General features: G+C 64.5%; 11 protein-coding genes. 7 read left to right on the top strand and 4 right to left on the bottom strand.

What is annotated here, in order from left to right:
- Nucleotides 1-11: 11 nt before the first annotated feature.
- From ACNFCJ_RS00405 to glcC, 3 genes are all read right to left on the bottom strand, one after another.
- Nucleotides 12-983, bottom strand: coding sequence for a diguanylate cyclase domain-containing protein (locus ACNFCJ_RS00405; protein WP_416769162.1), 972 nt, complete (start codon nt 981-983; stop codon nt 12-14).
- A 78-nt stretch (nt 984-1,061) separates the two neighbouring features.
- Nucleotides 1,062-1,844, bottom strand: a complete 783-nt coding sequence (locus ACNFCJ_RS00400) for a type IV pili methyl-accepting chemotaxis transducer N-terminal domain-containing protein (protein ID WP_416769161.1) — start codon at nt 1,842-1,844, stop codon at nt 1,062-1,064.
- A gap of 250 nt (nt 1,845-2,094) precedes the next feature.
- Nucleotides 2,095-2,868: a transcriptional regulator GlcC gene (gene glcC, locus ACNFCJ_RS00395; RefSeq protein ID WP_072423634.1), complete on the bottom strand. Its 774-nt coding sequence runs from the start codon at nt 2,866-2,868 to the stop codon at nt 2,095-2,097.
- 238 nt (nt 2,869-3,106) lie between these two features.
- Between glcC and glcD the strand changes: the two genes are divergently transcribed.
- The 7 genes from glcD to ACNFCJ_RS00360 all read left to right on the top strand — a co-directional run bounded on the left by glcD (nt 3,107) and on the right by ACNFCJ_RS00360 (nt 12,050).
- The gene (gene glcD, locus ACNFCJ_RS00390; protein WP_416769159.1) at nt 3,107-4,606 is read left to right on the top strand and encodes a glycolate oxidase subunit GlcD; all 1,500 of its coding nucleotides are present in this window, start codon (nt 3,107-3,109) and stop codon (nt 4,604-4,606) included.
- Nucleotides 4,606-5,661 (top strand): glycolate oxidase subunit GlcE, encoded by a 1,056-nt coding sequence (gene glcE, locus ACNFCJ_RS00385; RefSeq protein ID WP_416769157.1) that lies wholly within the window; start codon nt 4,606-4,608, stop codon nt 5,659-5,661. Before glcD ends, glcE begins: the two co-directional genes overlap by 1 nt.
- Before the next feature lie 3 nt (nt 5,662-5,664).
- Complete coding sequence (glcF, locus tag ACNFCJ_RS00380) at nt 5,665-6,882, top strand: glycolate oxidase subunit GlcF (protein WP_416769155.1); 1,218 nt, start codon at nt 5,665-5,667, stop codon at nt 6,880-6,882.
- A gap of 74 nt (nt 6,883-6,956) precedes the next feature.
- Nucleotides 6,957-7,355 (top strand): heme-binding protein, encoded by a 399-nt coding sequence (locus ACNFCJ_RS00375; RefSeq protein ID WP_106734700.1) that lies wholly within the window; start codon nt 6,957-6,959, stop codon nt 7,353-7,355.
- A 206-nt stretch (nt 7,356-7,561) separates the two neighbouring features.
- A complete protein-coding gene (locus tag ACNFCJ_RS00370) occupies nt 7,562-9,739 on the top strand; it encodes a malate synthase G (protein WP_416769153.1) in 2,178 nt (725 codons plus the stop codon).
- 303 nt (nt 9,740-10,042) lie between these two features.
- Nucleotides 10,043-11,743 carry an L-lactate permease gene (locus tag ACNFCJ_RS00365; protein WP_416769151.1) on the top strand — a complete coding sequence of 567 codons (1,701 nt, stop codon included), beginning with the start codon at nt 10,043-10,045 and terminating at the stop codon, nt 11,741-11,743.
- Between the two features lie 139 nt (nt 11,744-11,882).
- The gene (locus tag ACNFCJ_RS00360; RefSeq protein WP_003242223.1) at nt 11,883-12,050 is read left to right on the top strand and encodes a rubredoxin; all 168 of its coding nucleotides are present in this window, start codon (nt 11,883-11,885) and stop codon (nt 12,048-12,050) included.
- A gap of 67 nt (nt 12,051-12,117) precedes the next feature.
- On the opposite strand, the gene ACNFCJ_RS00355 is transcribed toward ACNFCJ_RS00360, so the two are convergent.
- Nucleotides 12,118-13,014 (bottom strand): peptidoglycan DD-metalloendopeptidase family protein, encoded by an 897-nt coding sequence (locus ACNFCJ_RS00355; protein WP_416769150.1) that lies wholly within the window; start codon nt 13,012-13,014, stop codon nt 12,118-12,120.
- Between the last annotated feature and the right edge of the window lie 72 nt (nt 13,015-13,086).

The following is a 13,086-nucleotide window of genomic DNA, read 5'->3' as shown; positions in this document are numbered from 1 at the left end:
TTAACGATTGCTCAAGCGCGGGCGTCAGCGGCACCATCCAACGTCGAACGAGCGGGCGCCTTGGCCACTTCCAAGCGGTCACGACCGCGTTGCTTGGCCTGGTAGAGCAACTTGTCGACGCTATTGAGGAAATCCAGCGGTCGATCATGGGCGCCCGGCACGATGGTGCCCACGCCGAGGCTGATGGTGAGCAGCGACGACACCGACGAGCGTTCGTGGGCAATGCGCTGCTGGCGTACCTGCTGGCGGCAGCGCTCGGCGATATGGCGGGCGGCGGCTTCATCGGTCTCCGGCAGCACCAGCACGAACTCCTCGCCACCGAAGCGGCCGACAAAATCCCGTGGCCGGCTGGCCGCGCGGCTCAGCGCCTGGCCGACGCTTTTCAGGCAGTCGTCGCCCTGGATATGCCCGTAATGGTCGTTGAACTGCTTGAAGTGATCGATATCCAGCAGGATCAGCGACAGCGGCTGCTGAGTGCGCTGGGCATTGGCCCATTCGGTGGCCAGCACGCTGTCGAACATGCGCCGGTTGGCCACGCCGGTAAGGCCGTCCTTGTAGGAGTACTCCTCCAGCTGCTTCTGCAGGGTCAGCAGCTGTTCCTCGGTCTTCTTGCGCTCGCTGATGTCGAACATGAAGCCGATCAGCGAGTCCACCTCGCCGTTGTCGTCGCGCACCACGTGCACCACGTCGCGAATCCACACGTAATCACCGGCGGCGGTCAGTGCGCGGTAGTCGGCTTCGTGATCGACGCCGTTCTGCGATTGCGAGATGCAGAATTCCACCACTTTCTCGCGATCATCCGGATGCATGCGCGTCGCCCAGTCCTCGGCGCTGACCCAGCTGGCCTGCGACCAGCCCAGCAGACTTTCGATCTGCGGGCCGATATAGGCAAAGGTCATGCTCTTCCAGTCGATCTTCCAGGGAATCGCCCGGGTGGACTCCAGCAAAGTCTTGTAGACCGCCTGATCAGTTGCTTCGCTCATGCCCGTCACCTCTGCCCGACTTTCGCTTGGTTATAGCGCAAAAGCGGGTCAGTAAGGTGACGACCTGGCGAATGGCTATCAGGCCTCTTTGGCTTGCAGGCCGGCGTAGAGGCGGGTCAGCTCGTTGAGCTGGCGGAACAGCGAGTCGGTACTGACGGTGATCACGGTCGGCACGAAGTCCTGACTGGCATGCAGGTCGATGCCCTTGAGGGTGAAGCCCCAGTGGGCACGGGCACGGCGCTGGGCGTTGGCGATTTCCTCGTTCGGCGTACCGCGGGCTTCCAGCTCCTTGAGGATGGTTTCGAAGTCGCTCACGGCCGTATCCAGCTTGGCATCCAGGTCCGGCGCCTGCACATGCCATGATTTGGCCATGTAAAGCATGGCGATGCGCTGGGTTTGCACGCGCGCCCAGCCGGTGTGATGCACGGAGGCGCCCATGGCCCCCAGGTGCTGACCCATCAGGTCACTGACGTGCTGCGTCTGCTGCAGCAGCTCCTCGCTGGTGGCGAGCATTTCCGCGGCCTTGGCGTGATCCGGCTTGGCGTCGACCTGCTGGCGATGAACAGCCCAGGTGGCGTCGACCTTGGCCAGCGCGGCCTTGATCTCGGCAGTGGGTGCGTAACCGGCCAGGGCCTTCTGGCTGGAATCGAAACGTTCGATGGTTTCCTTGAGCTGACGCTGGGCCACATCTACACGCACGTCGGCACCGAGCATCAGGTAGTTCTTGGCCATGCGCTGGGTCAGCGAGCGCTGCAGACCGGCCATGTTCATGGCTTCGGAATCGCTCAACTGCGCCAGGCTGGGCATGCTCACCAGCGCGGTGCAGGCGAGCAGAATGACAGACAGGTACTTCTTCAACACGTCGGTACTCCAATTCGAGGACGAGGCAATGCACCGCAGACGAGCGCCGGCAGTGATGGGTGAACCCTTGAATGCGGGGTTTTTATTGGAATGCGGGGGGGCAGTTTCGACGAGCGCACGGCCCGGATGCTGCGGAAAGGGCGCGATGATAGCTGTTAAAACGCCATCATTCTGTGCGACCAGTCATGAAGCAGACGACTGGTCGCTGCCACATCTAAAAACGTTGAGGGAAAAGGCAGACGGGCGGAACTCATGCCCAGCCCTCCAAACGCATGGTCGCGCGTACCAGGCGCTGCTCTTCCTGCTCGATCTCCTGCAGGTTGTCGCGAATGCTGTTGATGTGATCGCGCGCGGCGCGCTGGGCCTGCTCCGGCAGGCGTTCGATCACCGCGTGGTACAGGCGCGAATGCTGGCGGTCGATCTGTCGTTTCTGCGCCGGGCGGTGATAGAGGTTGTTCACCGAGGCGAACACGGTGCTGAGCATCAGGTCGGTGAGCGACTGCAGGGTGTGCACCAGCACCGGGTTGTGCGAGGCCTCGCAGATGGCCAGGTGGAAGGCATGGTCGAGGCGCGCATGCTCACGCGGGTCGACCGGATTTTCCTGCGCATGGGCCGCCAGCATCTCTTCGTAACGCCGGGTCAGCAGGACGAAGTCCGCCTCGGTGCCACGCAGCGCCGCCAAACGCGCCGACTCGCCTTCGAGCAGGCCGCGCACCTCCAGCAGGTCATACAGGGTGCGTGGTTGCGAGTTGAACAGGTGCATCAGCGGGCTGGCATCGCGCTCGCCGCTGAGCTTGGCCACCCGTGAATCACGCCCCTGCGCGGTGTCGATGATGCCGCGACCACGCAATACCTTGAGCCCTTCACGCAAGGCCGAGCGGGAGATGCCCAGCTTCTCGCACAGGCGTCGTTCGGACGGCAGTGGCTGCCCTACCTTGAGCACGCCGTCGACGATCAGCCGCTCGATGCGTTCGGCCACCACATCGCTTACCTGCCGCCGTGCGACACCCTGTTGCCCGTCCATTCGCCACCTCCACAGCACTGGTCGTACCAATTTTTAAGGGCCACCTTAGATCGCGCACCTTCCGGCAGGCAAGCCACAGTGTATGAGACCTTAGGCCAATCCATGGCGAAAGCGTGACGAAAGAAACTGGTCCTACCAGCGGCAAAGAGAATGGACGTAAAAAAGCAGGCAGCCTAAACATGCAGCCAAGGTCGCAGCATGACCGCCAATAACAACAACGTCCAAGATTGAGCCTGCCATGAGCATTCTGTACGACGAGCGCGTCGACGGCGCGCTACCCGCGGTCGACAAGACCGCCCTACTGGCCGAGTTGCGCCAGAGCCTGCCCGATCTCGACATCCTGCACACCCAGGAAGACCTCAAACCCTATGAGTGCGACGGGCTTTCCGCCTATCGCACCACGCCCATGCTGGTAGTACTGCCCGAGCACATCGAGCAGGTGCAGCAGTTGCTCAAGCTCTGCCACGCCCGTGGCGTACCGGTGGTAGCACGCGGCGCCGGCACCGGCCTGTCCGGCGGCGCGCTGCCGCTGGAAAAGGGCATCCTGCTGGTGATGGCGCGCTTCAACCAGATTCTCGAGATCAACCGCGAAGGGCGCTTCGCCCGGGTGCAGCCCGGCGTGCGCAACCTGGCGATCTCCCAGGCCGCTGCGCCGTTCGACCTGTATTACGCCCCTGATCCGTCTTCGCAGATCGCCTGCTCCATCGGCGGCAACGTCGCCGAGAACGCTGGCGGTGTGCATTGCCTGAAGTACGGCCTGACCGTGCACAACCTGCTCAAGGTCGACATCCTCACCGTCGAAGGCGAGTTCATGACCCTCGGCAGCGACGCCCTGGACGCGCCGGGTTTCGACCTGCTGGCGCTGTTCACCGGCTCCGAAGGCATGCTCGGCATCGTCACCGAGGTGACGGTCAAGCTGCTGCCCAAGCCGCAGGTGGCCAAGGTGCTGCTGGCGGCTTTCGACTCAGTGGAAAAGGCCGGCCGCGCGGTCGGTGACATCATCGCCGCCGGCATCATCCCCGGCGGCCTGGAGATGATGGATAACCTGGCCATTCGCGCCGCCGAAGATTTCATCCACGCCGGCTACCCGGTGGAGGCCGAAGCCATCCTGCTCTGCGAGCTCGACGGCGTGGAGGCCGACGTCGCCGACGACTGCGAGCGCGTTCGTGAGGTGCTGGAGAAAGCCGGCGCCACCGAAGTACGCCTCGCTCGCGACGAGGCCGAGCGGGTGAAATTCTGGGCAGGGCGCAAGAACGCCTTCCCCGCAGTCGGGCGCATCTCGCCGGATTACTACTGCATGGACGGCACCATCCCGCGCCGCGAGCTGCCGGGCGTGCTGCGTGGCATCGCTGAGCTGTCCGAGGAGTACGGCCTGCGCGTGGCCAACGTGTTCCACGCCGGCGACGGCAACATGCACCCCTTGATCCTGTTCGATGCCAACGTGCCGGGCGAGCTGGAGCGCGCCGAGGCCATCGGCGGCAAGATCCTCGAACTGTGCGTCAAGGTCGGCGGCAGCATCACCGGCGAGCACGGCGTTGGCCGCGAGAAGATCAACCAGATGTGCGCGCAGTTCAACAGCGACGAGATCACCCTGTTCCACGCGGTGAAGGCGGCGTTCGACCCCAGCGGCCTGCTCAATCCGGGTAAGAACATCCCCACCCTGCACCGCTGCGCCGAGTTCGGCGCCATGCATGTGCATCACGGCCAACTGCCCTTCCCGGAACTGGAGCGTTTCTGATGGCGCATGATTTCGATGCCAGCGCCGCGCTGCTGGAACAGGTCAACCACGCGCTGAACAGCGCCATCCCGCTGCGCATTCAGGGCAGCGGCAGCAAGGCGCATCTGGGCCGCGCCACCACTGGCGAAGTACTGGATACCCGCCAGCATCGCGGTATCGTCAGTTACGACCCCACCGAGCTGGTGCTCACCGCCCGCGCCGGTACGCCGCTCACCGAGATCGAGGCGGCGCTTGAGGCCAACAACCAGATGCTGCCATGCGAACCGCCGCACCTGGGCGATGGCGCCACCCTCGGCGGCATGGTTGCCGCCGGGCTGTCCGGCCCGCGTCGGCCCTGGGCCGGTTCGGTGCGCGATCAGGTGCTTGGCACCCGTGTGATCACCGGTCAGGGCAAGCTGTTGCGCTTTGGCGGCGAGGTGATGAAAAACGTCGCCGGCTACGACCTGTCGCGCCTGATGGCCGGCAGCTTCGGCTGCCTCGGCCTGCTCGCCGAAGTTTCGCTCAAGGTCCTGCCCAAGCCGCGCCAGGTGCTCAGCCTGCGTCTGGAAGTGGAAGCCCTGCAGGCCCTCAACAAGCTCGCCGAATGGGGCCAGCAGCCGCTGCCGATCAGCGCCGCCAGCCACGACGGTGCTGCGCTGCACCTGCGCCTGGAAGGTGGCGAGGGCTCGGTGCTGGCCGCGCGCCAGCGCCTGGGTGGCGAAGAGATCGACAACGCTTACTGGCATGAGCTACGCGAACAGCGCCTGCCGTTCTTCAGCGCCAGCGGCACGCTATGGCGCCTGTCGCTGCCGGCCAACAGCGGTCTGCTCGACCTGCCCGGTCGCCAGATGATCGATTGGGGCGGCGCGCAGCGATGGCTGAAGACCGACGCCGACGGCGAGCTGATCCAGCGTGTGACGGCCAAGCTCGGCGGCCACGCCACCTGCTTCGCCGCCGGCCAGGCGCAACCTTTCCAGCCGCTGGCTGCACCGCTGCTGCGCTACCAGCGCCAGTTGAAGAACCAGCTCGACCCCCAGGGTATTTTCAACCCTGGCCGCATGTACGCCGAGGTATAAGACGTGCAGACCAATTTGAGTGAACAGGCCAAACGCCTACCGCGCGCCGAAGAAGCCGAACGCATCCTGCGCTCCTGCGTGCACTGCGGCTTCTGCAACGCCACCTGCCCGACCTACCAGCTGCTCGGCGACGAGCTGGACGGCCCACGCGGGCGCATCTACCTGATCAAGCAGATGCTCGAAGGCAATGAAGTCACGGCCAAGACCCAACAGCATCTGGATCGCTGCCTGACCTGCCGCAACTGCGAAACCACCTGCCCGTCCGGCGTGCAGTATCACAACCTGCTGGATATCGGCCGTGAGGTGGTCGAACAGGCTGTGCCGCGACCGCTGAACGAACGCCTGTTGCGCCAGGGCCTGCGCGCCGTGGTACCGCGACCAGCGCTGTTCAAGACGCTGACCCAGGCCGGTCTGGCCCTGCGCCCGCTGCTGCCGGCCACACTCAAGGCCAAGCTGCCGCGCGAGATTCGCCCGGCCAAGCCACGCCCGACCGAGCAACATGCACGCCGCGTGCTGATGCTCGAAGGCTGTGTGCAACCGGGGCTGTCGCCCAACACCAATGCCGCCACCGCACGCGTGCTCGATCGCCTCGGCATCAGCGTCACGCCGATCCACGAAGCCGGCTGCTGCGGCGCCGTCGACTATCACCTCAACGCTCAAGAAGCCGGGTTGCAGCGCGCCCGGCAGAACATCGACGCCTGGTGGCCAGCCATCGAAGCCGGCACCGAAGCCATCGTGCAGACCGCCAGCGGCTGTGGTGCCTTCGTCAAGGACTATGGCCACCTGCTCGCAGGTGACCCCGCTTATGCAAGCAAGGCAGCGCGGGTCAGCGCCCTGGCCAAGGATCTGGTCGAGGTGCTGCAGGGCGAGGCGCTGGAACAGTTGCAGGTACGTGCCGAACAACGCCTGGCCTTCCATTGCCCTTGCACCCTGCAGCATGCGCAGAAGCTAGGCGGCGCGGTGGAAGGCGTGCTGACGCGCCTCGGTTTCGGGCTGACAGCGGTGCCGGACGGCCACCTCTGCTGCGGCTCGGCCGGCACCTATTCGCTGACCCAGCCCGAGCTGTCGCGGCAGCTTCGCGACAACAAGTTGAACGCGTTGGAAAGCGGCAAACCGGACGCCATCGTCACCGCCAATATCGGCTGCCAGACCCACCTGGACGGCGCCGGGCGTACGCCGGTGCGGCACTGGATCGAAATCGTCGAGGAAGCGATGGCGTAGAAGCCTGAACCCTCTCCCCCGGCCCCTCTCCCATGAATGAGAGAGGGGAGAAAACCAAGAACACGAGGTATGCCATGCAACATAAAGCCGTACTCAGCCAAAGCGAAGTCAGCCAGATCCTCCAGGCAGCCCGCAGCGAAGCGCAGCAACAGGGCTGGGCTGTGGCCATTGCCGTAGTCGATGACGGCGGTCATCCGCTGGCCTTGGAGCGCCTCGACGGCTGCGCGCCGATCGGCGCCTACATCGCCACCGAGAAGGCGCGCAGCGCCGCCATCGGCCGCCGCGAAACCAAGGGCTACGAAGACATGGTCAACGGCGGCCGCAGTGCCTTCCTCAGCGCACCGCTGATTACTTCATTGGAGGGTGGCGTGCCGGTGCTGGTGGACGGCCAGGTGGTCGGTGCCGTCGGTGTATCCGGGGTCAAGGCCGAACAGGATGCGCAGGTGGCCAAAGCGGGTATTGCGGCCCTTTAAACATGCGGCGCAGCCGCCAACTGATGCCCTTCTCCCTCCGGGAGAAGGTGGCACGCAGTGACGGATGAGGGCCGTACGGTGCGATACCTGTAGGAGCCGCGCCTCGCGGCGAACAAAACATTAAGAGCTTCGCCCCGGGGCGGGGCCCTACAAAACATTGATTGACCCGCACCACCATGGGCGGATGCAAACAGGAGAACAGAAAGATGACCGAACGCGTGCAATGTCAGCGCCTGCAGGTAGCCGCCGAGCTCAAGCAATTCATCGAAAGCGAAGTGCTGCCCGGTAGCGGTGTCGAGGCTGCGGCCTTCTGGAGCGGTTTCGACGCGCTGGTACACGACCTGGCCCCGCGTAACCGCGCGCTGCTGGCCGAGCGTGACCGTCTGCAGACCGAGCTGGATAACTGGCACCGTGCCAACCCCGGGCCGATCACTGACATGAACGCCTACCGCGCCTTCCTCGGCTCCATCGGCTATCTGCTGCCGCAGCCGGAGCAGGTCAAGGCGACCACTGCCAACGTCGACAGCGAGATCGCCACCCAGGCCGGCCCGCAGTTGGTGGTGCCGGTGATGAATGCACGTTACGCACTGAACGCCGCCAACGCCCGCTGGGGCTCGCTGTACGACGCCCTGTATGGCACCGACGCGATCAGCGAAGAAGGCGGCGCCAGCAAAGGCCCCGGCTATAACGAAGTACGCGGCGCCAAGGTGATCGCCTTCGCCCGCGCCTTCCTCGACCAGGCTGCGCCGCTGGCCAAGGGCTCGCACGCCGATGCCAGTGCCTATGCCGTGGTCGCCGGCCAGCTACAGGTGACCCTGAGCGGCGGTGCACAGACCTCCCTGGCGCAGCCGGAGAAGTTCATCGGCTTCCAGGGTGACGCAGCCACGCCGAGCGCCGTGCTGCTGAAGAACAACGGCCTGCACTTCGAGATCCAGATCGACGCCAGCAGCCCCATCGGCAGCACCGACGCCGCGGGCGTGAAAGACGTGCTGATGGAAGCGGCGCTGTCGACCATCATGGACTGCGAGGACTCCGTGGCTGCCGTCGACGCCGCCGACAAGGTGGTGGTCTACCGCAACTGGCTGGGCCTGATGAAGGGTGACCTGGCCGAGGAACTGGAAAAGGGCGGCAAGCGCATCACCCGCCGGCTCAATACGGATCGTGTCTATACCGCCGCCGATGGCAGTGAACTGACCCTGCATGGTCGTTCATTGCTGTTCATCCGCAACGTCGGCCACCTTATGAGCAACCCGGCGATCCTCGACGGTGAAGGCTTGGAAATTCCCGAGGGCATCCTCGATGCCGTGGTGACCAGCCTGATCGCCCTGCATGACCTCAAGCGTCGCGGCAACTCGCGCACCGGTAGCGTGTATATCGTCAAACCGAAGATGCACGGGCCGTTCGAAGTGGCCTTCGCCAACGAGCTGTTCGGTCGCGTCGAACAGCTGCTGGGCATGCCCGCGAACGCCCTGAAGATGGGCATCATGGACGAGGAACGGCGTACCAGCGTCAACCTCAAGGCCTGCATCGAGGCAGCCAGCGCGCGCGTGGCCTTCATCAACACCGGCTTCCTCGATCGCACTGGCGACGAGATGCATACCGCCATGGAAGCTGGCGCGATGCTACGCAAGGGCGACATGAAATCCAGCGCCTGGATCCAGGCCTACGAGCGCAACAACGTGCTGGTCGGCCTGGCTTGCGGGCTGCGCGGCAAGGCGCAGATCGGCAAGGGCATGTGGGCCATGCCGGACCTGATGGCAGCCATGCTCGAGCAGAAGATCGGCCACCCGAAAGCCGGCGCCAATACCGCCTGGGTACCGTCGCCAACCGCCGCCGTGCTGCATGCCCTGCACTATCACCAGATCGACGTGCAGGCGGTGCAGAGCGAGCTGGAACTGATCGACCTGGCCAGCCAGCGCGACAGCCTGCTGAACGATCTGCTCAGCGTGCCGGTCAGTGCCGACCGCCCATGGAGCGCCAGCGATATCCAGCAGGAGCTGGACAACAACTGCCAGGGCATCCTCGGTTACGTGGTGCGCTGGGTCGAGCAGGGCGTCGGCTGCTCCAAGGTGCCGGAGATCCACAACGTCGGCCTGATGGAAGACCGCGCCACCCTGCGTATCTCCGCCCAGCACATCGCCAACTGGCTGCACCACGGCGTGGTCAACGAGGCCCAGGTGCGCGAGACGCTGCAGCGCATGGCACAGGTAGTCGACGGGCAGAATGCCGGCGACCCGGCCTACCGCCAGATGGCGCCGAACTTCGAACAATCCCACGCCTTCCGCGCCGCCAGTGACCTGGTGTTCAAGGGCCGCGAGCAGCCGTCCGGTTACACCGAGCCGCTGCTGCATGCTTGGCGTTTGCGCTTCAAAGAGGAGGTCTGAACATCTCACCTATCATGTAGGAGCGGCGCCCCGCCGCGAAGCTGGAGAAAAGCTTCGCCCCGGGGCGGGGCTCCTACACAAGGGGGTTAACAACCGTGGATGGCTCTTGACGCCTCCACGGAGCAGTAGCAAGCCCTGACGGTTTCTGACCGTCGGGGCTTTCGAGCATGAGCGCGACGATGGGTGATCCCTGCCGTCGCGGCTCGCGGAAAGGCCGGTGCCGTGGTGCCCGGCCCTTCCAGATGCGTGGCGCCGGGTATCCCCGGAAAACTGTGGTTCACAAGAAAAAGAAGGAACCAACCCATGAGTCAAACATTGCTCTCCATCCTGGCCTTCGTGCCACTGGTGCTGGCGGGTGTACTGCTGATCGGCTTTCGCTGGCCGGCCAAGTACGCGATGCCGCTGGTATTCGTCCTCACCGCCCTGATCGGCCTGCTGGCCTGGGACATGTCCCTCAACCGGGTCATCGCCTCCAGCCTGCAGGGGCTGATACTCACGGCCGCGATCCTGTGGATCATCTTCGGCGCGATCCTGCTGCTGAACACCCTCAAGCACTCCGGCGGCATCGCGGCTATTCGCCGGGGCTTCTCCAACATCAGTCCGGATCGCCGCGTGCAGGCGCTGATCGTAGCCTGGCTGTTCGGCTGCTTCATCGAGGGCGCCTCCGGTTTCGGCACCCCGGCTGCCGTGGCCGCGCCGTTGCTGGTCGCCCTGGGCTTCCCGGCGCTGGCCGCGGTGGTGCTGGGCATGATGGTGCAATCGACGCCGGTATCTTTCGGCGCAGTGGGTACGCCAATCCTGGTGGGTGTCGGTTCGGGCCTGGACAGAACCGGCATCACCGAGCAACTGGTTGCCACGGGTAGTAGCTGGGAAGCCTTCTTCCACCTGATCTATTCGCGGGTGGCCATCACCCACGGCCTGATCGGCCTGCTGATGCCGCTGATCATGGTGATGATCATGACGCGCTTCTTCGGCAAGAATCAGAGCTGGAAGGAAGGCCTGGCCGTCGCGCCGTTCGCCATCTTCACCGCCTTCGCCTTCTCCCTGCCGTACATGGCAGCCGGCGTGTTCCTCGGCCCGGAATTCCCCTCGATGATCGGCGCCCTGGTCGGCCTGGCCATCGTGGTACCGGCCGCCAAGGCCGGCTTCCTGCTGCCGAAGGAAACCTGGGACTTCGCTGACCCGAAAGACTGGCCGTCCGACTGGATGGGCAAAATCGAAATGAAACTGGAAGAGGTGGCCGGCAAGACGCCGATTTCGGTGCCCATGGCGTGGGCGCCCTACCTGCTGCTGGCGGTGTTCCTGGTGATCTCGCGCACCTTCCCCGAGGTGAAAGCGGCACTGATGAGCTTTACCTTCGGCTGGAAGGACATCCTCGGTGAGACCGGCGTGTCCGGCACCATCGAACCGCTGTACCTGCCGGGTGGCATCCTGTGCATGGTGGTGCTGATCACCTTCTTCCTCCATCGCATGCGCTTCTCCGAACTGAAGGCGGCGGTGGGCGAGTCGAGCAAGACCCTGCTCGGTGCGGGCTTCGTGCTGATCTTCACCATCCCCATGGTGCGTATCCTGATCAACTCCGGGGTCAATGGCAGCGACCTGGTGTCGATGCCGGTGGCCATGGCGCAACTGGTGGCCGACAGCGTTGGTGGCGTGTATCCGTTCTTCGCCCCGGCCGTGGGCGCACTGGGCGCCTTCATCGCCGGTTCCAACACCGTGTCCAACCTGATGCTGTCGCAGTTCCAGCTCAACGCTGCCGAGCTGATCGGCGTGTCCGGGGCGATGATGGTCGCTGTGCAGTCGGTCGGTGCGGCGGCGGGCAACATGATCGCCATTCACAACGTGGTGGCGGCTTCGGCGACCGTCGGTCTGCTCGGGCGCGAAGGCATCACCCTGCGCAAGACCATCCTGCCGACGCTCTACTACCTCGCTGCAGCCGGCGTGATCGCGCTGGTGACGATGTATGGCATGGCGCTGACCGACCCGCTGATGGCCGCTCGCTGAGTGATGACGGGCCGTGCACTGCGCGGCCCGACTTTGGTTGGTCCCTGGCTGGCGGCGATTGCCGTCAGCCCGCTTGGCGCGTCAGTGCAATTGCGGTAGCTTGCGTCGCGCAACACCGTGAGATTGGTCTGAGGATTTTATGAAAAAGTGGCAATGCGTGGTCTGTGGACTGATTTACGACGAGAGCCAGGGCTGGCCGGATGACGGCATCGCTCCCGGCACCCGCTGGGAAGACGTGCCGGAAGACTGGCTATGCCCTGACTGCGGCGTCGGCAAGATGGATTTCGAGATGATCGAGATCGGCTGATCACGCCTGGTTTCACAAAACGGCGACCCTCGGGTCGCCGTTTTTTGCTTGATATTCTGCCGCCAGACTATTCGCCGCCGACGGCGAAATTCGGCAGGCTGTTGACCGGCTGACGGAAGTTGAAGGGAATGGACTCGACCGCCAGCCCCACATTGCGCTGCACCACGAAGTGCAGGTGCGGGCCGGTGCTGTTGCCGGTGTTGCCGGAGCGCGCCAACAGGCTGCCGGTTTCTACCCGCTGGCCTTCACGCACACCGACCGAACCCTTCATCAGGTGCAGGTAAACACCCATGGTGCCGTCGTCATGCAGAATGCGCACGAAGTTGCCGGCCGGGTTGTTGCCACGGCCGCTCTGCTGGTTCTCGGTCTTCACCACCATGCCAGCGCGTGCAGCGACGATGGGCGTGCCTTCAGGCATGGCGATATCCACTGCATAGCGACCCTTGGCAGTGAAGTGGCTGTAGGTGCCGTTGGCGCCCTGGGTCTGACGGAACGGACCGCCACGCCAGGGCAGCGGATAGCGATGGATGCTCGGCTGCAGACGCGGGTCACCGAGGGCGTAGCGCAACCTGGGTGTGTAGCGCAGCGGTTTCGATGCATCCTGCGCGGTGAGGGTGGCGAGGCGGATATTGCTGCGCGCTGGCAACACCCAGCGAATGGGTTTGTCCGGCGCGCCGATGGCGTTCTGTACCTGCTCCAGCTTCAGTTCGATTTCCACCGGGGCATACAGGTCATTGCGAATCAGCAGGGTTTCACCGGCTTCGTGCTTCTTGGTTTCCAGTTTCACCTGATTGTCCAGGCGCTCGACCATGCGATCGTTGAACACGAACACCTGCGCGCCAGGCGCAGCCTGATCGCTATAGGTGACTACGCCGTTCTTGTCGACGTACTTATAGATGGTCAGCGCAGCGGCCTGGCTGCAACAGACCAGCAGACTGCAGAGAATAATTAGACGCCCTAGCATAACGAGTCGGATCTTATGGCTTTTTGATATCCGGGTTAGCAAGACTAGCAGCGCAGCACGGAGCGCGCGATA

Source organism: Pseudomonas sp. NY15364 (genome assembly GCF_048068235.1).
In the GTDB taxonomy this organism is placed as follows: Bacteria; Pseudomonadota; Gammaproteobacteria; order Pseudomonadales; family Pseudomonadaceae; genus Aquipseudomonas; species Aquipseudomonas mendocina_D.
This window is presented reverse-complemented; position numbering and strand designations above follow the sequence as displayed.

Excerpts from the sequence above, each read along its gene's own strand:
- ACNFCJ_RS00405 (WP_416769162.1), bottom strand. The coding sequence starts at position 983 with ATGAGCGAAGCAACTGATCAGGCGGTCTACAAGACTTTGCTGGAGTCC.
- glcC (WP_072423634.1), bottom strand. The coding sequence starts at position 2,868 with ATGGACGGGCAACAGGGTGTCGCACGGCGGCAGGTAAGCGATGTGGTG.
- glcD (WP_416769159.1), top strand. The coding sequence starts at position 3,107 with ATGAGCATTCTGTACGACGAGCGCGTCGACGGCGCGCTACCCGCGGTC.
- glcE (WP_416769157.1), top strand. The coding sequence starts at position 4,606 with ATGGCGCATGATTTCGATGCCAGCGCCGCGCTGCTGGAACAGGTCAAC.
- ACNFCJ_RS00375 (WP_106734700.1), top strand. The coding sequence starts at position 6,957 with ATGCAACATAAAGCCGTACTCAGCCAAAGCGAAGTCAGCCAGATCCTC.
- ACNFCJ_RS00370 (WP_416769153.1), top strand. The coding sequence starts at position 7,562 with ATGACCGAACGCGTGCAATGTCAGCGCCTGCAGGTAGCCGCCGAGCTC.
- ACNFCJ_RS00365 (WP_416769151.1), top strand. The coding sequence starts at position 10,043 with ATGAGTCAAACATTGCTCTCCATCCTGGCCTTCGTGCCACTGGTGCTG.
- ACNFCJ_RS00360 (WP_003242223.1), top strand. The coding sequence starts at position 11,883 with ATGAAAAAGTGGCAATGCGTGGTCTGTGGACTGATTTACGACGAGAGC.
- ACNFCJ_RS00355 (WP_416769150.1), bottom strand. The coding sequence starts at position 13,014 with ATGCTAGGGCGTCTAATTATTCTCTGCAGTCTGCTGGTCTGTTGCAGC.